Raw genomic sequence first — 18,646 nt, 5'->3', positions numbered from 1 at the left:
GCCCGATGAAATCTCTATAAGTAATATCCTTAAGGAGCTTGAAGGCCCTGTTGCCATAACATCGTGTCTTAACCCTGATGAGGGATGCAGTCGCATCGATATTTGCGTCACATATCTTCTCTGGAGGGCATTGGGAGAGAAGATAGATGAATTCTTAAGCACCATCACATTGGATAACCTGCTTAATACAGAAGGTCTTGTGAGGACAATGCCCGATAGAAAAACAAAGAGGCAAAATTAGATGCCTGTTAGATTTATCGAGAATGTCAAGGCAGATGTCACTGCTGATATAGTATATATGATGTGTCCGATGCATCTTCTTAAGTTAGAGGAACTGATGAAGACACTTTCCCCTGGTCAGGTGCTTGAAATCCTTACTGATTATGACGGTGCTTTCGAGGACATTTCTGGCTGGTGCGAAAAAACAGGAAATGAGTTTCTTGGGATTGAAGAGACAGAGGAGTTTTTTAAGTTTTTCATTAAAAAGAAAGAGAGGTAAATATGCAGGTAAGGTATTTTGACCATGTTGCCACAACCCCTCTCGATGAAGAGGTTCTTAAGGCAATAATGCCCTATCTTAAGGAGGACTTTGGCAACCCCCTCAGCATTTATGAGTCAGGTATGAGGGCAAGAAAGGCAATAGAGGAGGCAAGGGCAGAGGTCTCCTCCCTGATAAATGTTAAGCCCTCAGAGATTATCTTTACATCATCGGGTGCAGAGGCAAATAACCTTGCCCTGAGAGGGATTGCCCTCGCAAAGCAGAGCAAGGGTAGTCACATTATAGTGTCAAAGGTAGAACATCACTCTGTGCTTAACTCAGCAAGGTTTCTTGAAAAGTCAGGTTTTGCCGTTACCTTTCTACATCCCGACAAATATGGCACGATTAGCCCTGAGTCCTTAAGAAAGGCAATTACAAATGAGACGATTTTAATCTCGATAATACTTGCAAGCCCAGAGGTTGGAACGGTTCAGCCAATAAAGGAGCTTGCTCACATAGCAAAGGAAAAGGGCATAACATTTCACACAGATGCAGTTTCAGGGGTAGGCAGTATACCAATCGATGTGTCTGACTTAGGTGTTGACCTCCTCAGTATGGCAGGGCATCAGTTTTATGGGCCAAAAGGTGCAGGTGCCCTTTATCTAAGGGAAGGGATGAGGATAGTGCCGCTTATATATGGCGGCATACAGGAAGGCGGAAGAAGGGCTGGCACAGAGAATGTCCCTGCAATAGTGGGCATGGGAAGAGCCGCAGGGATTGCAAAGGAAAAGCTACCTGAAAGGGTGCACTATATAAAGGGCTTAAGGGACAAGCTTATAGAGGGCATTCTTAAGACAGAAAAGGTCTATCTCACAGGCCATCCCTCAGAGAGACTTCCTGGTCATGCAAGCTTTGTAGTGGAGTTCATAGAAGGCGAGTCAATGCTCCTTTTGCTTGCAGTTTTGGGCATATATGCGGCATCTGGCTCTGCATGCTCATCAAAAGCCCTTAAGGCATCCCCTGTGCTCCTTTCTATGGGCATCTCTCCTAACCTTGCACAGGGCTCTATTGTGTTTTCTCTTGGATACGAAAACACAGAGGATGATATAAACTATCTGCTTACGGAATTTCCGGTAATCGTAAAAAGACTAAGAGAAATCTCCCCTTATCAAAAAGGCTGGGGAGGCATGGAGGAGACAGGACAATGTATTCCGCAAAAGTAATGGAGCATTTTATGAATCCAAGGAATGTCGGAGAGATAGAAAACCCCGATGGTGTAGGCGAAGAAGGCAACCCAACATGCGGAGATGTCATGAAGATAACCATCAGGGTCAGCGAAGGAAGGATTGTCGATGCAAAGTTTCAGACATTTGGCTGTGGAGCGGCAATAGCAGTAAGCAGTATGATTACCGAGATGGCAAAGGGCAAGACCATCGAGGAGGCATTACTCATCTCAAAGGAATCGGTTGCAAATGAGCTGGAAGGGCTTCCTGCGCAGAAGATGCATTGCTCAAACTTAGGTGCAGATGCCCTGAGAAAGGCAATCGCCGATTATAAGGACAAACAGAAAAAGTGAAGCTAAAGACACCCTCAAGTGAAGGCTATGGGATTGTAGAGACATTTATTGTTCTCATCATAATCGGAGTCTTGGCAATTACATTTATGGAAAGATTCGAAAGGACTGCCATCGAGGCTAAAAAGGAAGCCCTCAGAATAGAACTTATCAACTTAAGACAGTCAATCTTGCTATTCAAGATAATCAAAGGCAGATACCCCAATGACCTCAAAGAGCTAATATCCGAGGAATACGCCCTACCACACAAGGTAGGTGAAGATGAAACCCAAAGATATGTAGGAAAGCCTATCTTCAGGCGCAAATATATAGAGCCTTACTCCGTGGATGAGAGGATGAATATACTTGACCCATTTGGTCTTGCATATCTGTATTACCCTGCCAATGGCTCTGTCAGAAGCCAGAAGGATGGCTTTGAGTATTATTGAAGGAAAAATCAGCATGAGGGAACTTAGATGAGACATAGCAACTTTAGAAGGAAAAGGCCTCAGAGGAAAGACAGTGCAAGGTCTGTAATTGATATTGTGAGAGAATTGAAACATGTCGGCAACCCTTCAACTGATTATAGAGAACAGTCTTTTAAGATACATGGGCTTATCTGTGCCAAATGCAGAAGAGAGTTTGACTATAAGCATCGGCATCTTTTGACCGTTCATCATAAGGATGGCAACCACAGCAATAATCCCACGGATGGTTCCAACTGGGAAAATCTCTGTGTTTATTGTCACGAGGATGAGCACAGCAGGGGGTTGCTTGGTGACTATTTGGGGAGTTAATGCACAAAAATGGGCTCCACAATTAACATTCATAAAAAAACTTGACAAGCAAGACATCTTAAAGCTATAACTTTAAGATGAAGATGAACTGCTGGGAATTCATGATAAAAACAATCTCCTTTGGTAGAAAAATCCTTTTAAATCAATGAGTTACAAATTTACTTGATTTTTCTCCTGAATGGCTTTAATATAAAGGAAAAAGTTCTGGGGAAAGGGGCCAATATTTCCTCGATGAATGACCCCCTTCCCCAGGCAGAAGTGTTATTTCTTCTTTGCTTTCTTCTTTGCTGTTTTCTTAGCAGCTGATTTCTTTGTTGCCATTAAGCTCACCTCCTTTCTTTCACTGTAATTCCCATAGGGATTAAGTTTTCCCTATGAGCCTAATCCTCTTGCCTAAGAGGATACGCCTTAGTAGGGCGTCTTTCTTTTTCTTTTTACCACTGTATTCTTCCTCATCCATTTGGGTGAAATTGAGCTTATAGCCGAATTTCTTCTCGAGGTCTTTTAGCTCTCTCTCTATTGGAGCCTCGGCACCTATTATAAAGAGGTCAACAGAGCCTGTGTCTTCTCCCTCTGCATAAGGACCATAGATAAAAGCCGACTTTGCGCCTGATGCCCTAAGCACTGCCTTGAGTGCTCCGGGAAGACCGAGGGATTTTGTTATCAGGTTTTTAAGTTCCGAGTAAAGCTCGGATTCCTTGTTTGCCTGAAAATATTTCAGGTTGGCAACCTTCTCGCTGAGGACGATGCTACTGCCTTCGAGGTTATCGAGTTCCCGTTTTACGCTTGAGGGGTTTCTTCTGAGGAGCTTTGCTATCTCCCTGACATAGAACTTCTCGTCAGGGCTATTGAGTAAGAGCGATAGCACATCTGCCCTTACAGATGATGAGAATAAACTTTTTAACATCCTCACCTTAAGGAAATCTTATCATAAGAAATACTATTTGTCAACAAAAAAATCAATTTTAAAACAAAAGATGCTTTTTTGTGAACAATGCTTTAAGGGCAACGATTGTTCTATTTATTCAAACTTCTTCATTCCCCTCAGAAATGCCTCTACTACGCGTGGGTCAAACTGTGTGCCTGAGCACCTTTTAAGCTCCGATACTGCATATTCCTTTCCTGGTGCAGGACGGTACGGCCTATCTGCGGTCATCGAGTCAAAGGAATCAGAAACGCACAGTATTCTTGCAAGCAAAGGGATTTCATCTCCTTTAAGTCCATCGGGGTAGCCTGAGCCGTCAAGTTTTTCGTGATGACCCTTGATTATAGGAGCAATGTCCTTTAGCTGTTTAATCGGCTCCAATATCTCAGCTCCTTTGGCAGGATGCATCTTGACGAGTGCAAACTCATCATCCGTAAGCCTCTCTGGCTTATCCAGTATTACATCGTATGTGCCTATCTTGCCTATATCGTGTAGAAGGCTGGCAAGTCTCAGTTTCTCCATATCCCCTTCCGCAAGTCCCATCTCCTTACCTAAAATCATGGCATAGGTTGTCACCCTTTCGGAGTGTCCCTTTGTCCATGTAGACTTTGCATCCACTGCATTAACTAAGACACCGATGATAGAGATGAAAAGCTCTTTGATGTCCTCATAGAGCTTTGCATTCTCAAGTGCAATAGCCACCTGTGCAGTGAGCTTCTCTCCGTTTGCTATGTCTTCCTTGTCAAATGCGGCTACCCTTTTGCTTGCCATGATTATACAGCCGAACTTTTTGCCCTTTGTGTAAAGCGGGATAGCGATGAGAGAGCTGAAGCCTTCTTTGATGAAGTCCGTGGTAACGGTCTCTGGGTGTCTAAAAACAGAAAGGTCAGGCACAGAAACAACCCTACCTGTCTTTATTATAGAATATAAAAAAGGAGATGCCCCAATGGGGATGAGTCCAGACCTATATATGTAGCCTGTATCTTCATCGTTAAGCTCTATCGTTATCACCTTATCGGCAGGTATTATCCTCTGGGTGTTTTTTGCCACGACCTCCAGAATCTCTTTCCGATTAAGCGTTGAAAGAATCGTTCTATCTATCTCATATGTTGTCCTGATTGTCTCTACCCTTCGTGCAAGGTCAGACGATATCTCGATGGAGTCTTTATAGAGCTTTGCATTTTCAACTGCAATGGATGAGGTTGAGATTATACCTCTCAGGATACTCTTGTCTTTCTGGGAGAATTGCTCTTTTTTTTCGACCATGACGGCTCCCATAACACCCTCTCCTGTCTCTATAGGTGAGATGACAATATTCCCAAGCTCAAGGTCCCTGAACTGGTTACTCAGAAACTCACTTGAGGATGCATTGTTGATAAAGACATCCTCGCCATCGAGGAACATGTCAACTGCAGGCATCTCGCCCCTCGTAAGCCTCATGGTGCTTATAACAGGAACGAGGTGATCTGACCAGCCGTGAAACACTATTGCCTTATATTTTTCCTCATCGGTGTCTCTTAGGAATATGGCTGTCTTTCGGGCAGAGACGAGTTTGATGATTGTCTTTGATACCTCTTGTAGTATTGCGCCAATGTCAAGGAGTTTGCTTACCGAGTTTGAAAGGTCAAGAAGGCTCGATGATATTTTAGCTTCCTCTTCTATTGTCACATAAGCCTTTGTGAGCTCTGTGATGTCTGTAAAGATATGAACGAAGCTTACAGGAACATCTGCTTCGTATATGGGGAATGCCATTGAAAGCAATGTCTCGCCTGAGGGCGCCTCTATTTTTTCTATTTTTCTTGGCTCTATCCTGCCCTCTTTAACTGCATCCTTGCAGGAAGGTAAAGCGTCTTGTCTTTTAGGAAATATCTCATAGTAAGGTTTCTCTATGGCATCTTTAAATGACACGCCTGCCATTTCCACATATGCCTTGTTTGCCCTTATAATACGGTATTGTCTGTCGTGAATGAATATTGGATTTGTAATAGAGTCAAATGTTGTCATCCATTCCTCTTGTCCTTTTATTACTGTTTCCATGAGCATGGAGTTTTCAATTGCAATAGCAGTGGCTCCTGCGAATGCCTCGATGACTTCTATATCTTTAGCAGGAAAGGCATCGGGCATGGTGCTATAGATGTTCAGGGCACCGATTGCCTTTCCTTTTGAGATGAGAGGGAATGCGGATGATGAAAGGTAGCCCCTTTTAATAGCCTCCTTTCTCCATGGTTCATATTTAGGGTTTTCTGCTATGTCTCTCATTATCTGGGGTTTTCCTGTTTTTATGCACATACCTGTTGGACCCATTCCATAAGGGGAGTCGTCATATGTGACCTTTATGGAGGAAAGATAGCCTTCTTCAAAGCCCATTGAAAACATAGGCATTACATCATAACTGTCTTTCTTAATAAGCCCCACCCAGACCATTTTATATCCGAGTTGAGTTAGCACAGTGTTGCACACCCTTTCAAGAATATCTCTCGGAGTCTTTACATCCGGCCATTCTCCAAGAACCTTCTCAAGGATTTGAAGTTTAACTGCCTGTTCATTAAATTCCTCTTTTAATAGAATCTCATCCGTAATATCGGTTGTAGTTTCAAGGACTACCTTTTTCCCAATAGGTATAACCTCTATCTGAAAGTGGCTTGGTTTGTCCTGTATAAGATATGAGCGTGTGATTACAGAAGACATTCCTGTTTTTAGTGCATCTTCAAGGAGGCAGTCGGTGCAAGGCTCATTTTTGTCATGAGAGACTTTATAGCAGGCACTGCCTATTATCTCAGGCTCTTTAAGTCCCTTCATGTTACAATAAGCTGGATTTGCGCCTATTACTTTATATCCGTTGTCAATAACGAGTGCCGAAGATTTCCACCCAGACAAAAATGTTGTAAATTTATCCCTTGCCATGGTTCCTCTAATAGGTAATAAAGTTATATCACACAATCGGAAGCTTTGCAACTGATAAGATATAATAAATATTTTATGCAACCAAATTTATTTAGGACAGCGTAAAATCTTCTGTGTAAATTGAGAGCCCTGAAAAAGTCCTATTCTGTCACCCTGAACTCGTTTCAGGGTCTCAGAGATGCTGAAACAAGTTCAGCATGACAAGTTGAGGGTTCAGAATGACAAGCTGAGATTGCTTAGGCTTTGCCTCGCAACGATAGTGTAAGGAAGCATCTCAAGGTCTCGATTTGAAATTCCATAACCCTATCTGTTATTTTAGAAAATGGATGAAAGGAAAAAGAAATCCCTTCTTGAGGCACTTTTGTTTGTTTCAAGCGAGACTGTAAGTGCCTCTGAGCTTAAATCCGCATGTGAGCTGGCAGAGGCAGAGGTCAAATCCATTATGGAGGAGCTTATTCATGAATATAGGGAAAGAGACTCTGGGGTGCTTATTGTTGAGTCAGCAGGCGGATGGAGAATGCTTACAAACCCCGAACATGGAGAATCGATAAAGAAGTTCTTAGGCTCTCAAAAGGCACAGAGGCTTTCTATGGCAAGCCTCGAGACCCTTGGAATCATTGCATACAAACAGCCAATTCAAAAGGCAGAGGTAGATGAGCTAAGGGGTGTTAATTCCGACGGTGTGGTAAAAACACTTCTTGAAAGAAGGCTCATCAAGGTGGTTGGTAAGAAGGATGCCCCTGGAAGACCTCTTCTTTATGGCACAACAAGGGAGTTTCTCGAATACTTTGCTCTAAAAAACCTTACAGAGTTACCAACCCTCAAGGAGCTTCAAAGAGAAGAGGCAAGTGCATAGAGACACTCAGCCTGACCACATCACATTACCCATGTCCCTTATATCATAGCCTCCAAGCCCAAGGACGCTTTCTCTGAATTCCTTATCCTCCCTGATAATCTTTAGAAGTGCCTGAATCTTCTCTGTCCCGATAAACTCCTCTAATATGGCAAAATCATATCGTTCCTCTACAAGGGGGATAAAGTCCAATCCGAGGGCATTTGCAGATGCCAGTATTGCTAATCCTGTGTCAACGAGTCCTGTAAGAATAGCAGAGGCAACTGCCATATGAGTGTATTCCTCCCTTTCGTAGCCCTTTACAGACCTTGGCTCTATGCCCAATTCCCTCAGGTTTTTATCGAGGAGAAGTCTCGTTCCTGCGCCCCTTTGCCTGTTGATAAAGATTACATCGTCCCTCTTGAGGTCCCTAAAGCCCTTTATGTCCTTGGGGTTTCCCTTTTTCACGACAAGACCCTGTATACGGTAAACGAGGTTAATAAGAACAATCTTTTTTTCAGGCATAAGTCTTTTTATGAAAGGAACATTATACTGACCTGTCTCCTCATCTAAAAGATGAGTTGGTGCAATGTGTGCCTCGGCTCTTTTAAGAGAAATCAAGCCTGCCATCGAGCCAACATGGGCAGAAGAAAAAGAAAGCTCAGGGTATCTTTTCTTCAGGACATTCGCAAGGATGTCTAATGTATTGTCATGACTTCCTATGGAGACGATTGTGTTTTCTATGTCTTTCTTTGAGCGAAGAAGCGTTACATTGACATCTGCGCCTGAAGGGAAGCCTTCGGACATCTGAGGGATTCTGAGAAAACCGTCTGCCCTTACAAGGGACATGACAAGCCCTGCACCTCTTCCAATGGGAGTTGCTATGAGGCAGTCTCTTACTTTTCCGAGCTTAACCCTGATAAACTCCTCCTGACCCTGAGGAGAGGCAATCTGCCTTGAGAGCTTTGAACTTATAGTTTCCTCTGCTTCGGGGCTGAGCCCCTGCCATCTTTTTATAAGTGGCATTGCAAAAAGTAAAAATGTGATATATGCTGACACTGGATAACCCGGAATGCCAAGCACAGGCTTTCCATTTATTATGCCAAGTATCAGGGGTTTTCCGGGCTTTATGCTTATTCCATGCGAAATGACCTCACCCATTCCTCTTATAACATCTGAAGTGAAGTCCTTTGAGCCTGCCGATGCACCTCCTATTATAACAATCAAATCTGCTTTCTCGGTGGCATCCTTAATAGCACTTTTGAGTTTATGTGGCTCATCAGGCACGATGTTTAGTCTTAAAGGCTTTCCGCCCCATTCGGTTACAAGCCCTCCTAATATCCTTGAGTTAAATTCTATTATATTTCCTTTCTTAAATGGTGTTCCCGGCTCTATAATCTCAGAGCCTGTTGGGAGCAGGGCAACCACAGGCTTTTTCCTGACCTTGACCTCTGTATGACCGCTTGCAAGCATTGCACCTACATCTATTGGTCTAATTCTATGGTTTTCAGGAAGTATCAGCTCGGTTGAAACTATGTCCTCGCCGATTGTCCTTACATTCTGCCATGGCGTAACTGGAGAGATAATCTCTATAGAGTCATTAATTATATTTGTATCTTCCACCATTACGACCGCATTGAATTCATCTGGCATAGGCTGTCCTGTATCTATGTAGATTGCCTCTGAGCCTATCTTAAGCCTCTTTGGGCTTGTCTCTGATGCGGAAAATGTATCCGAAAACCTGACTGCATAGCCATCCATTGCAGAGGAGTGAAACGAAGGAGAGGAGAGTTTTGCAGTAACTGCCTCTCCTGTAACCCTAAAGAGGGACTCTATTACAGGAACCGTCTCAGGTTCAAGGCAGATGGATTTGACTTCATTGTTTCCAAACCACAATGCCAGTGCCTCATCGAGGGGCATTGCCTGAATTTCCCTGAATATATTACGCCTCATCTTCCATCAATAATATAACATCTTTCCCTTGTTGACATAACCTTAATTCCTAAACTATACTTTCTTTATACCCTTGGGGGGAGGCCAATGGCCTGAGAGTCCCGATGCATCGGGAGACCCCATGAACCTGATCCGGATAATGCTGGCGTAGGGAAGAGGGAGCATTAACCGTTAATGAAGGAGCAAGGTCGCTGTCCCGGGGTCAGCGACCTTTTTTATTTTTATGATGATTAAGATAAATGGTCAGGACTTAGAGACATCGAAGGGAACCATCAGGGAACTCCTTGTGGAGCTTGGTATAAACAACAAGGCAGTTGCTGTTGAGGTGAACCTCAGTATCGTAAGGAAAAAGGATTATGTGAATTTTCTTCTCCATGAAGGCGACAGGGTAGAGATTGTGAATTTCGTAGGAGGTGGATAAATGAATGATAATAGGTTGACAATTAAGGACATCGAGTTTAGCTCAAGGCTCTGGGTTGGAACAGGAAAATACAGGGACTTTGAGGAGACAAAAAAGGCTGTTGAGGCATCAGGAGCAGATGTCGTTACAGTTTCGGTTAGAAGAATTAATATCATAGATAAAAGCTCAGAGAATCTTCTTGATTACATAGACCCGAAAAAATACAAAATCCTGCCAAACACAGCAGGCTGTTACACAGTAAGTGATGCCCTGAGATACTCAAGGCTTGCAAGAGAAGCTGGAATCTCGGACCTTATAAAGCTTGAGGTCATTGGAGACGAAAAGACTCTTTTCCCTGATGTCTGTGGCCTTCTTAAGGCAACCGAAATCCTTGCAAAAGAGGGCTTCATAGTCTTTCCATATACAAACGATGACCCTGTAACTGCAAAGAGGCTTGTGGATGCCGGGGCAGCTGCAATCATGCCTCTTGGAGCACCCATAGGCTCGGGGCTGGGAATAAGAAACCCCTATAACATAAAGATTATCCTTGAGACAGTAGATGTGCCTGTCATTGTGGATGCAGGGGTTGGAACTGCATCGGATGCAACCTTTTCGATGGAGCTTGGATGCGATGCAGTGCTCATAAATACTGCTATAGCAGGTGCAAAAGACCCTATAGCAATGGCATCTGCCATGAAATATGCAGTCTTGGCAGGAAGACTGGCATACAGGGCAGGAAGGATTCCCAGAAAACTCTATGCATCCGCAAGCTCTCCGATAGAGGGAATGCTCTGATGGATTTTAAGCTCTATCTCATAACTGACAGGACTCTTACACCTGACATCGCAAAATCTGTTGAGTCTGCCCTTAAAGGCGGATGTAGGGCTATACAGCTTAGAGAAAAGGATATGAACACAAAAAAACTTCTTGAGCTTGCACAGAGATTAAGAGAGCTTACCCTTAAGTACGGTGCAAGACTTTTTATAAACGACAGGCTCGATATTGCGATTTCTATAGATGCAGATGGCATACATCTTGGACAGAAAAGTATGCCCCTCAAGGCAGTTAAAAAACTATCCGACAAACTCCTTATTGGTGTCTCTACCCACAGCCTCAAGGAGGCTCTCGGTGCAGAAAATGAGGGCGCTGATTTTATCACACTTGGCCCTGTATATGAGACACTATCCAAGCTGGCATATGGCAAACCCATTGGGGTTCGGACTTTTAAATATATACGGTCAAAGGTAAAAATCCCTGTGCTTGCAATAGGCGGGATAAAGCTCCATAATCTTAAAGAGGTCATGAAAGCAGGGGCAGATGGAGTTTCAGTCATATCAGGGCTACTTTCATCGGCTAACATTAAAACGAAAACAGAAGAATATATGAGGTTACTTTATGACAAGAATTGAGCTATCGAAAAAGGGAATCATCACTGATGAGGTAAAAGAAGTAGTAAGGCTCGAGCCTGTCACAGCCGAGACCCTTTCAGAGGATATTGCAAAAGGGCTAAGCGTTATACCAAGAAACATAAAACACAACATAAAGCCAATTGCCATTGGCAGGGGCTTAAGGACAAAGGTTAATGCAAATATAGGGACATCTAAGGACAAGGCGGATTTCGATGATGAGATTAAAAAGCTACATATACTTATTGAATATGGAGCAGATGCACTTATGGACCTTTCAACAGGAGGAAGGATTAAGGAGCTAAGAAGGGCAATACTTAATGAATCCCCTATTTCATTTGGAACTGTCCCTATATACGAAGCCGTCTTAAGGGCAGTTCAAAGTTATGGAAGCATAAGGAATATGAGCCCTGATAACATCTTTCAGGTAATAGAAGAGCACGGTGAAGACGGCGTGGATTTCGTCACGGTTCATTCAGGTGTCACAAGAAAGGCAGTAGAAAGGCTTAAATCAGAAGGAAGGCTCCTTGATGTTGTAAGCAGAGGCGGTGCGTTTCTTATCGAATGGATGATTCTGAATGACAGGGAAAACCCTCTTTATGAAGACTTCGGAAGACTCCTTGAGCTCGCAAAAAGATACGATATGACCCTGAGCTTAGGAGATGGCATGAGACCAGGATGCATACATGATGCAACAGACAGGTCTCAGCTTGAAGAGCTGATTACGATTTCCGAGCTAAGGGACATAGCAGTTAAGGAGGGCATTCAGGTTATTGTAGAAGGCCCCGGGCATGTTCCACTTAATCAGGTTGAGCTGAATATAAAACTACAAAAGGAGCTTTGTAAGGGCGCACCTTTCTATGTGCTTGGACCACTTGTCACTGACATTGCAATGGGATATGACCATATAGCAGGTGCCATAGGAGGCGCAATAGCCGCAGGCGCAGGTGCGGATTTCCTCTGCTATGTAACGCCTTCTGAGCATGTAAGGCTTCCTGACTTAGAGGATGTAAAAGAGGGACTTATAGCCTCAAAGATAGCCGCACACGCTGGTGATATTGCAAAGGGCATTCCATCTGCAATAGAAAAAGATAAACAGATGGCTATTCATAGAAAAGCCCTTAACTGGGAAGGCCAGATATCAATTAGCTTTAACCCTGAAAAGGTAAAGGCATTGAGGGCATCGGTCCCACTTTTAGATAATGAGGTCTGTAGTATGTGTGGTGAGTTCTGTGCCATAAGGACTGTCGAGAGGGCACTGAAGGGCGGGCATTAGCGATGCCTTTATCTGAGGGAAATTGTAAAATAGTCTAAGATGTCTGAAATTATGGACTTAGAGGAAATACTGAGACGGATACGGACTCAGGCAAACGCAGAGGACATCCGTATTACTCTACATGCTCATCAAGAAATGGCAGAGGAAGATATTACACTTGATGAAGTCTTGGAGGCTATTGCTTCAGGGGACATTTTGGAGAATTATCCTGAGCACCGTAGAGGGGCGTGTTGCTTGCTCAATGGTCTTACAAAAAAGGGACGGCATTTACATATTGTTTGCACAACAGCAATGCCTGTGCTTATAATAATAACATTATATGAGCCGAAACCGCCAAAATGGGTGACACCGGCTCAAAGGAGGCAGTAAGATGAAGTGCAGTATTGAAGGATGCCCTGGCGTATACGAAGAGCGTCAGATTGTGCATACCGTGCGTCATAAAGGACAGGTAATCGTCATTGACCATGTCCCAGCAGATGCCTGTTCTGTATGCGGAGATGTCCTTCTTAAGCCTGAAACAGTTAGGCATATTGAGGATCTGCTTAGGACAGCAACACGGCCTGCCGGGACAGTTCCCCTTTATGAATACGCCTGATGCCTGCAAAGCACATCAACGCACATGATGTCTTTCCGCTGGAGATGGTAAAGGGAATACAGAAGTATTATTCAGAGGGTATTTAAGGAGATATACGGATCGCCTGTAGAAATAACCAAGAACCATGCAGAGATTTTAAAGTTGCTTATTTTGTATCTTATATTTAACCGCAAAATTTCATCGGAAATAGTACAAGCCGGTCAAATACTTAATCTTGTATTGACTGGTGGGATAATATTTCGTCAAACGAGAAAAGAATTTTCTAAAACTAATTCGTCTGAAGGCATCATCTGGACAGTCATAGAGGAATCCTTAAAGCGAGCTTTAAACAGCTACAGAACTTAGATGCCCGATTAATCTACGGGGAAACATTATTTGGTTGACCTCACCAGAGTTGCTCTCTTTTAAGCTATTCTCAGAGAATATAAAATTTTTAGGGCACTACTCACCCAGAAACAACCTTACCCACTCATTAAATATCTTGAGCTTTTCCTCACCAAACCTTGATATGAAAGCCCTTACCTCCACAAGGGGCTTTTCCTTAAGAGGGTCTCCTGATTTTGAATAGAATTTATCTGCAAAGCATATAATCTTTTCCTCTAGGCTCTTTGGAGTCATATCCCTTAAAGGCAAAGGAAACCCTTTCTTTTTTATATCATCGACCGTTAGCCCAACACCAACATGGGTTTCGCATACGATTGCATGTTTTGGATAACCCTCCTTCTCTAAGATTTCCCTTCCTAAGTAGCCATGGCAGATATATGGGTTTTCTCCAAAACAGCCTAAATTTGGTGCATGGGTCATGAATATCCCTATGTCGTGAAGCATTCCTGCCTCCTCGATAAATTTCATGTCAGGGCTAAGGTGTATTACATTTTGTGCAACCTTAAGAGCTTTTTTTGCCACCATGCGGCTGTGGGCAATAAGAAACCTCTCAGCCTCTAAATGCTTATGATAGTATTTTTTGATTATCTTAATCGGCTCCACAAGTTTTTATTTTACATTCAAAAGGTATCAGCCTGAGATTTTTTCAAATACATGCAGTCTTACCCCACTACATCCATAAGCCCTTCAATAACCGCTTCTGTATCCTCAGCAGATGCCTTGCCAATTCTTTTTCCGAGCCTCTCTGTGGACATGGTTCGTATCTGGCTAATCTTTACCCAAGAACGCTTGGGCAACCCTGCCCCTTGAAGCTCTAATGTCAACGGAAAACCTGCCCTCGGCTCTTTGCTCGTTATTGCCATTGCAATCACAGTCCCGGATTTCTCATTAAAGATATCATGGCTAACTACAAGGACAGGTCTCATGCCTGCCTGCTCTTTTCCCCTTACAGGATTAAGGTCTGCCCAGTAAATATCACCCCTCAGTATTTTTCCCATTCTTCGTCTTCCATATGGAGGGATTCCTCGGCAATGTCCTGCTCTTCTTTGGGGTCAAGCTTTGATACCTCTTCAAAGAGCCTCTTTCTCCTCCAATCCATCAATCTGCCTTTAAGGGCATCTTGTATAGCCTTTGACCTGCTCCTGTATTTTCCTTCCCTTACAAGACGGTCTATCTGTTTAACGATATCTTTCTCTACTGTAATAGCAATCTTTGTGGCAGGCATATTATCACCTCCTGGTATTCCTTTTTATCATACCATTGGCTTACCTGTCAAGTTTCTCTTAGATAAGGCAGGCGGTATAGACGATTCATTTAACGATTATCCCTGCATAGCCAACAACATGGTCAAAGTCACCGCTTACCTCACCTGATGTGGCATATCTAACGAGCCTTGCCTCTTTGGCTCCAAGTGTAACTGAGGCATAAAGCATTATCACAGCAGGCATATACCCACACATGGAGATGTTTTCCTTTTTAACTGTGTTATAGAGTCCCTCAGGGTCGAGTGCTAAGAGCCTGTCTATTGCAAGCCTGTCTTTCTGTCTTGCGAGGGTGTCAGATACATAGTGGCTCATATCAGAGCTTGCCACTATGACAACATCATACCCTATATCTTTTATTGCACCTGCAATGCCCTGTCCTATTGCCTTCAGTTCCTTAAGCCCTGCTGACATCACGATTATAGGTACAATCTTGACTTCCAATTCAAAATATCCTATAAATGGAAGCTGAACCTCGAGGCAGTGCTCAAATGCATGTGCTTGCATGTCCTTTGTAATAAGCGGAATATTCTCAAGAATCTTTCTTGAGAGTTTTTCATCTACCTCAAAAACACCTGTTGGTATCTCCCACTGACCCTGAGACCAGAGGGACACAGGTGCTCCAAGCCCAGTATGATTTGGCCCTATGAGCACAAATGTCTTTGGAAACCTTATAGAGGAATAGACATGCCCTGCAACTGCGCCTGAGTATATAAGGCCTGCGTGTGGTGAGAGGACTCCTATTGCATGCTCTTTAGGTGCATCTTTAACGATAAAGCCCCGGACCTGTTTTGTGAGTCTTTCTTTATCTCCATAATAAAACTGGTCTGCTACAGCAGGTGACCTTTTCATAAAGGTATTATTTCATAACACAGAAGGGGTTGCAAGGGATTCCTTAAAACGGCTCTCCTGTAACCTCTTCCTCCTCCTCTAAGGGAATGCCATCTACATGGCTTGTGAATTTTGTGCATTTACTAAGGAAGGTAAGATTAATAGTGTCTGTTGGTCCATTTCTTTGTTTTGCGATTATGACCTCTGCCTTTCCTTTGTTCTTGTTTTTGTCATAGACCTCATCCCTGTGAAGGAATAATATGACATCTGCGTCCTGCTCTATTGCACCCGATTCCCTGAGGTTGGCAAGTGTAGGACGCTTGTTCTCCCTTTTTTCCACTTCCCTATTAAGCTGGCTAAGTGCTATGACAGGCACCTCCATTTCCTTTGCGAGTGCCTTAAGGGAGCAAGATATTTCCGATATTTCCTGTTCCCGTCTTTCGAAATTTCCCCTTCCCCTCATAAGCTGAAGATAATCCACTATCACAAGGCTCAGTCCATGCTCCTTTTTAAGTCTTCGTGCCTTTGCCCTTATCTCAAGTGCGCTTATGCCTGATGAGTCATCTATAAATATAGGTGCACCCGAGAGTCTTCCTGCGGCTGATGTAAGGCTGTGCCAGTGCTGTTTGCTTATAATGCCTTTTCTTACGAGATTCGAATCTATTCTTGCCTCTGAGCAGAGCATCCTTAAGGCTAACTGCCTTTTAGACATCTCAAGGCTAAATACGGCAACAGGTAAAGCAAGCTCTATGCCTGCATGCTGTGCTATATTCAAGCCCAATGCAGTCTTTCCCATAGAGGGCCTTCCACCTATGATTATGAGGTCTCCGGGCTGAAACCCTGTGGTTAGTTCATCTAAGTCCGTGAATCCAGAAGGCACGCCTGTTATGGTCTCTTTCTTTGCATAGAGGTCCTCTATCATGCTAAAGCTGTCTTTTATGACATCCTTAAGAAGCACAAAGGTAGTGTTAATCCTCTTGTCGGATATATCGAAGATTGACTTTTCCGCAAAATCAAGGAGCTCGTCAGGCTCGAGGGCTTCCTCATAAACCCTGCCTGCTATATCGGTTGTGGACCTTAGAAGTGCTCTCAGGATAGACTTTTCCCTTATGATTTTTGCGTGATATTTTACATTTGCCGCAGTTGGTGTGGAGCTTGCAAGGCTTGTAATGTAAGACACACCACCTACAGCCTCAAGTGCATTTTTTTTTGAAAGGTGCTCTGTAACGGTTATGATATCTATAGCCTCGCCCTTTTCGAAAAGCTCTATTGCAGAAGAGAAGAGCTTTCTATGGGATTCCCTATAGAAATCATCCCTTGAGATTATCTCGATGACCTTTAGCAGGGCATCGCTTTCAATGAGTATTGCTCCCAAGACGGATTGCTCTGCCTCGATGTTCTGAGGCGGAAGCTTCTCTTCTGGCACTGCCTTCATTCGGAGACCACCTTTATATTGACAGAAGCGACCTCATCTTGTTGTATTCTGACACTAACGGTATAATCCCCAAGCCTCTTTATTGGCTCCTCAATTTGAATCTTTTTTTTGTCCATCTCTATGCCTTCTGCCTTGAGGGCATCTGCTATGTCCATCGTGGTAATACTGCCAAAGAGTTTACCTTCCTCGCCTGCCCTTGCAGCTATTGACAGGGTCATCGAAGAAAGCCTTTCTTTCAAGGAGTGGGCCAGGTCTCTTTGCTTTTTTGCCTTTGCTGAGATAAGCCTTTTTTCGTGCTCCAACGACAATATGTTCTTATTGCTTGCATCTACGGCAAGGCCCTTGGGGATAAGAAAGTTTCTTGCATATCCGTCAGAGACATTTACTGTTGCTCCCATTTTACCTAAGCTTTTTATATCGTCTTTCAGAATTACCTTCATGTGGGGTCTCCTTTTAGCTTTTTGGTATGTATTTTAGTATAATCGGATTTTCTATTTCTTTCAACTGTTTCCATCTCCCTTTTTTTATATGTTCATTCTTTAATTGCAAATTCATCTGTTTTCTCTTTTAATTCAATAGTTTTATCATCCTTTTGAGTGTTCAAGCGTTCATTCTCCCTTTCCCTTCCTAAGTTTAGTTTACTGGGGAGGTGGGGTGTCTCATAACCCCTTGATTTTTAATGATTCTGCCTTCATTATAGTTCCGTTTAGTTCCGTTTTGGTTCCGGATTATACCGTATTCCTGCTTAAGTATCTCATTTGCAACCCTCTGCTCTTTCAATGTCCGTCTCTTTCTGCGTCCTGAGCCTGTCAAAGGGTCTACAAACCATAGTTAAAATAATAACATCTCCAAAACCCATTTGTCAAGAAAAAAGTGAACTATGGTTTCCTCTATTATTCTCCTCTTTTTCCGTCATTCCGACTTGTTCGGAATCCATCTTCTCTCCTTTGCGGGAGAGTTTGTTCAATACTTCCCTCTCCCCTTGCGGGAGAGGGCGAGGGTGAGGGGTGATTGGACTTTTCTGTTCACCGTCCCCCAACCCCTCCCGTCAAGGGAGGGGATTTTTAGAGAGGTCATTCTGAATCATGCCCTGAACTTGTTTCATGGGTTGTTTCAGAATCTCAAAAATTCCTCTTGACTTTCTACCCCCCAGATGCTTTTATATGTCAGGTTTGGTCTTGCCGAAAAGGCAAAATTCAGGTAACTGAATAACGCAAAGCCACCTGTCCTGAGCTTGTCGAAGGACAGAGGGGTTGCCGAAGCAGGAGTAAAATGAAGGGCTATATCCTTAAGTGTTTTATCCTGTCAATCACCTTTCTTTTAACATTGCCCTATATTGCCTCTCCATTAGAACTTAGTGCTGGAAATACCTGTAATTCCACTCCTTCATCCTATCTTCAGGTAGCATCAGGAGGAGGAAGTAATACCTGTTCTTTATCCATCTCAGGACCTGATGGGGTCACAAAATCAGGAAGTTATCAATATAGCATTGCTAATGCAGTTGGCGATATAATGTGGTGTGTGGAAGGTTCAGGTGTGAGCATTAATGCAAATGGACTTGTTAGTCTAAGTAGTTCTGCCTGTGGTGCATTCTCTGTGAGTGCAACTGACTCTTG

General features: G+C 43.4%; 23 protein-coding genes and 2 riboswitches. Of the genes, 14 read left to right on the top strand and 9 right to left on the bottom strand.

All coding sequences use genetic code 11. The features are described from left to right. The 6 genes from HY805_08435 to HY805_08410 all read left to right on the top strand — a co-directional run. A partial coding sequence (locus HY805_08435; protein MBI4824239.1) for a hypothetical protein occupies nucleotides 1–241 on the top strand: 241 nt, incomplete at its 5' end. Beyond that, the gene (locus tag HY805_08430; protein ID MBI4824238.1) at nucleotides 242–499 is read left to right on the top strand and encodes a sulfurtransferase TusA family protein; all 258 of its coding nucleotides are present in this window, start codon (nucleotides 242–244) and stop codon (nucleotides 497–499) included. Nucleotides 500–501: 2 nt separating this feature from the next. Beyond that, a complete protein-coding gene (locus tag HY805_08425) occupies nucleotides 502–1,701 on the top strand; it encodes a cysteine desulfurase (GenBank protein MBI4824237.1) in 1,200 nt (399 codons plus the stop codon). After that, nucleotides 1,683–2,054, top strand: a complete 372-nt coding sequence (nifU, locus tag HY805_08420) for a Fe-S cluster assembly scaffold protein NifU (protein ID MBI4824236.1) — start codon at nucleotides 1,683–1,685, stop codon at nucleotides 2,052–2,054. Before HY805_08425 ends, nifU begins: the two co-directional genes overlap by 19 nt. Next, complete coding sequence (locus HY805_08415; GenBank protein ID MBI4824235.1) at nucleotides 2,051–2,479, top strand: hypothetical protein; 429 nt, start codon at nucleotides 2,051–2,053, stop codon at nucleotides 2,477–2,479. Before nifU ends, HY805_08415 begins: the two co-directional genes overlap by 4 nt. Before the next feature lie 27 nt (nucleotides 2,480–2,506). Next, nucleotides 2,507–2,827 carry an HNH nuclease family protein gene (locus HY805_08410; protein MBI4824234.1) on the top strand — a complete coding sequence of 107 codons (321 nt, stop codon included), beginning with the start codon at nucleotides 2,507–2,509 and terminating at the stop codon, nucleotides 2,825–2,827. A gap of 361 nt (nucleotides 2,828–3,188) precedes the next feature. Here the strand turns inward: HY805_08410 and HY805_08405 are convergent, their stop codons facing one another. Both HY805_08405 and HY805_08400 read right to left on the bottom strand, forming a co-directional pair. Beyond that, nucleotides 3,189–3,734 (bottom strand): winged helix-turn-helix transcriptional regulator, encoded by a 546-nt coding sequence (locus tag HY805_08405; GenBank protein MBI4824233.1) that lies wholly within the window; start codon nucleotides 3,732–3,734, stop codon nucleotides 3,189–3,191. A 114-nt stretch (nucleotides 3,735–3,848) separates the two neighbouring features. Next, on the bottom strand, nucleotides 3,849–6,656 hold the full coding sequence (locus HY805_08400) for a GAF domain-containing protein (GenBank protein MBI4824232.1): 2,808 nt from the start codon (nucleotides 6,654–6,656) through the stop codon (nucleotides 3,849–3,851). Nucleotides 6,657–6,978: 322 nt separating this feature from the next. Between HY805_08400 and scpB the strand changes: the two genes are divergently transcribed. After that, nucleotides 6,979–7,512, top strand: coding sequence for an SMC-Scp complex subunit ScpB (gene scpB / locus HY805_08395; GenBank protein MBI4824231.1), 534 nt, complete (start codon nucleotides 6,979–6,981; stop codon nucleotides 7,510–7,512). 6 nt (nucleotides 7,513–7,518) lie between these two features. Here scpB and HY805_08390 read toward each other — a convergent pair whose 3' ends face one another. Further along, the gene (locus HY805_08390; protein MBI4824230.1) at nucleotides 7,519–9,441 is read right to left on the bottom strand and encodes a molybdopterin biosynthesis protein; all 1,923 of its coding nucleotides are present in this window, start codon (nucleotides 9,439–9,441) and stop codon (nucleotides 7,519–7,521) included. Between the two features lie 66 nt (nucleotides 9,442–9,507). After that, nucleotides 9,508–9,612: riboswitch (TPP riboswitch) on the top strand. 55 nt (nucleotides 9,613–9,667) lie between these two features. Between HY805_08390 and thiS the strand changes: the two genes are divergently transcribed. Genes thiS through HY805_08360 form a run of 6 tightly spaced genes read left to right on the top strand, consistent with a single transcriptional unit; the run spans nucleotide 9,668 to nucleotide 13,118 of the window. Next, nucleotides 9,668–9,862 (top strand): sulfur carrier protein ThiS, encoded by a 195-nt coding sequence (gene thiS, locus HY805_08385; protein ID MBI4824229.1) that lies wholly within the window; start codon nucleotides 9,668–9,670, stop codon nucleotides 9,860–9,862. Then, nucleotides 9,863–10,636, top strand: a complete 774-nt coding sequence (locus HY805_08380; protein MBI4824228.1) for a thiazole synthase — start codon at nucleotides 9,863–9,865, stop codon at nucleotides 10,634–10,636. Next, the gene (gene thiE / locus HY805_08375) at nucleotides 10,636–11,250 is read left to right on the top strand and encodes a thiamine phosphate synthase (protein MBI4824227.1); all 615 of its coding nucleotides are present in this window, start codon (nucleotides 10,636–10,638) and stop codon (nucleotides 11,248–11,250) included. Before HY805_08380 ends, thiE begins: the two co-directional genes overlap by 1 nt. Next, nucleotides 11,237–12,523: a phosphomethylpyrimidine synthase ThiC gene (gene thiC, locus HY805_08370; GenBank protein ID MBI4824226.1), complete on the top strand. Its 1,287-nt coding sequence runs from the start codon at nucleotides 11,237–11,239 to the stop codon at nucleotides 12,521–12,523. The genes thiE and thiC overlap by 14 nt, the downstream gene beginning before the upstream one ends. Nucleotides 12,524–12,574: 51 nt before the next feature. Beyond that, nucleotides 12,575–12,892, top strand: coding sequence for a DUF4258 domain-containing protein (locus HY805_08365; protein MBI4824225.1), 318 nt, complete (start codon nucleotides 12,575–12,577; stop codon nucleotides 12,890–12,892). A 1-nt stretch (nucleotide 12,893) separates the two neighbouring features. Continuing rightward, nucleotides 12,894–13,118 (top strand): YgiT-type zinc finger protein, encoded by a 225-nt coding sequence (locus tag HY805_08360; GenBank protein ID MBI4824224.1) that lies wholly within the window; start codon nucleotides 12,894–12,896, stop codon nucleotides 13,116–13,118. A gap of 441 nt (nucleotides 13,119–13,559) precedes the next feature. Here the strand turns inward: HY805_08360 and HY805_08355 are convergent, their stop codons facing one another. From HY805_08355 to HY805_08330, 6 genes are all read right to left on the bottom strand, one after another. After that, a complete protein-coding gene (locus tag HY805_08355) occupies nucleotides 13,560–14,105 on the bottom strand; it encodes an HDIG domain-containing protein (GenBank protein ID MBI4824223.1) in 546 nt (181 codons plus the stop codon). Nucleotides 14,106–14,164: 59 nt separating this feature from the next. After that, nucleotides 14,165–14,500 (bottom strand): type II toxin-antitoxin system PemK/MazF family toxin, encoded by a 336-nt coding sequence (locus HY805_08350; protein MBI4824222.1) that lies wholly within the window; start codon nucleotides 14,498–14,500, stop codon nucleotides 14,165–14,167. Beyond that, nucleotides 14,485–14,727 (bottom strand): ribbon-helix-helix protein, CopG family, encoded by a 243-nt coding sequence (locus HY805_08345; GenBank protein ID MBI4824221.1) that lies wholly within the window; start codon nucleotides 14,725–14,727, stop codon nucleotides 14,485–14,487. The genes HY805_08350 and HY805_08345 overlap by 16 nt, the downstream gene beginning before the upstream one ends. 85 nt (nucleotides 14,728–14,812) lie before the next feature. Then, nucleotides 14,813–15,616 (bottom strand): AmmeMemoRadiSam system protein B, encoded by an 804-nt coding sequence (gene amrB / locus HY805_08340; GenBank protein ID MBI4824220.1) that lies wholly within the window; start codon nucleotides 15,614–15,616, stop codon nucleotides 14,813–14,815. 43 nt (nucleotides 15,617–15,659) lie between these two features. After that, complete coding sequence (gene dnaB / locus HY805_08335; GenBank protein MBI4824219.1) at nucleotides 15,660–17,030, bottom strand: replicative DNA helicase; 1,371 nt, start codon at nucleotides 17,028–17,030, stop codon at nucleotides 15,660–15,662. Then, a complete protein-coding gene (locus HY805_08330) occupies nucleotides 17,027–17,470 on the bottom strand; it encodes a 50S ribosomal protein L9 (GenBank protein ID MBI4824218.1) in 444 nt (147 codons plus the stop codon). The genes dnaB and HY805_08330 overlap by 4 nt, the downstream gene beginning before the upstream one ends. Nucleotides 17,471–18,208: 738 nt before the next feature. Continuing rightward, nucleotides 18,209–18,291: riboswitch (cyclic di-GMP riboswitch) on the top strand. 11 nt (nucleotides 18,292–18,302) lie between these two features. On the opposite strand from HY805_08330, the gene HY805_08325 reads away from it, so the two are divergent. Then, the coding region (locus HY805_08325; GenBank protein ID MBI4824217.1) for a hypothetical protein at nucleotides 18,303–18,646 on the top strand (344 nt) is incomplete at its 3' end.

The organism is Nitrospirota bacterium (genome assembly GCA_016207905.1).
In the GTDB taxonomy this organism is placed as follows: domain Bacteria; phylum Nitrospirota; class Thermodesulfovibrionia; order Thermodesulfovibrionales; family JdFR-86; genus JACQZC01.
The sequence above is the reverse complement of the archived record's forward strand: the minus strand, read 5'-3'. Positions and strand labels throughout refer to the sequence as shown.

Coding starts and splice junctions, on each gene's coding strand:
- HY805_08425 (MBI4824237.1), top strand. CDS start 502: ATGCAGGTAAGGTATTTTGACCATGTTGCCACAACCCCTCTCGATGAA.
- HY805_08410 (MBI4824234.1), top strand. CDS start 2,507: ATGAGACATAGCAACTTTAGAAGGAAAAGGCCTCAGAGGAAAGACAGT.
- nifU (MBI4824236.1), top strand. CDS start 1,683: ATGTATTCCGCAAAAGTAATGGAGCATTTTATGAATCCAAGGAATGTC.
- HY805_08430 (MBI4824238.1), top strand. CDS start 242: ATGCCTGTTAGATTTATCGAGAATGTCAAGGCAGATGTCACTGCTGAT.
- scpB (MBI4824231.1), top strand. CDS start 6,979: ATGGATGAAAGGAAAAAGAAATCCCTTCTTGAGGCACTTTTGTTTGTT.
- amrB (MBI4824220.1), bottom strand. CDS start 15,616: ATGAAAAGGTCACCTGCTGTAGCAGACCAGTTTTATTATGGAGATAAA.
- HY805_08400 (MBI4824232.1), bottom strand. CDS start 6,656: ATGGCAAGGGATAAATTTACAACATTTTTGTCTGGGTGGAAATCTTCG.
- HY805_08405 (MBI4824233.1), bottom strand. CDS start 3,734: ATGTTAAAAAGTTTATTCTCATCATCTGTAAGGGCAGATGTGCTATCG.
- dnaB (MBI4824219.1), bottom strand. CDS start 17,030: ATGAAGGCAGTGCCAGAAGAGAAGCTTCCGCCTCAGAACATCGAGGCA.
- HY805_08350 (MBI4824222.1), bottom strand. CDS start 14,500: ATGGGAAAAATACTGAGGGGTGATATTTACTGGGCAGACCTTAATCCT.
- HY805_08380 (MBI4824228.1), top strand. CDS start 9,863: ATGAATGATAATAGGTTGACAATTAAGGACATCGAGTTTAGCTCAAGG.
- HY805_08360 (MBI4824224.1), top strand. CDS start 12,894: ATGAAGTGCAGTATTGAAGGATGCCCTGGCGTATACGAAGAGCGTCAG.
- HY805_08330 (MBI4824218.1), bottom strand. CDS start 17,470: ATGAAGGTAATTCTGAAAGACGATATAAAAAGCTTAGGTAAAATGGGA.
- HY805_08365 (MBI4824225.1), top strand. CDS start 12,575: ATGGACTTAGAGGAAATACTGAGACGGATACGGACTCAGGCAAACGCA.
- thiE (MBI4824227.1), top strand. CDS start 10,636: ATGGATTTTAAGCTCTATCTCATAACTGACAGGACTCTTACACCTGAC.
- HY805_08390 (MBI4824230.1), bottom strand. CDS start 9,441: ATGAGGCGTAATATATTCAGGGAAATTCAGGCAATGCCCCTCGATGAG.
- HY805_08345 (MBI4824221.1), bottom strand. CDS start 14,727: ATGCCTGCCACAAAGATTGCTATTACAGTAGAGAAAGATATCGTTAAA.
- thiC (MBI4824226.1), top strand. CDS start 11,237: ATGACAAGAATTGAGCTATCGAAAAAGGGAATCATCACTGATGAGGTA.
- thiS (MBI4824229.1), top strand. CDS start 9,668: ATGATTAAGATAAATGGTCAGGACTTAGAGACATCGAAGGGAACCATC.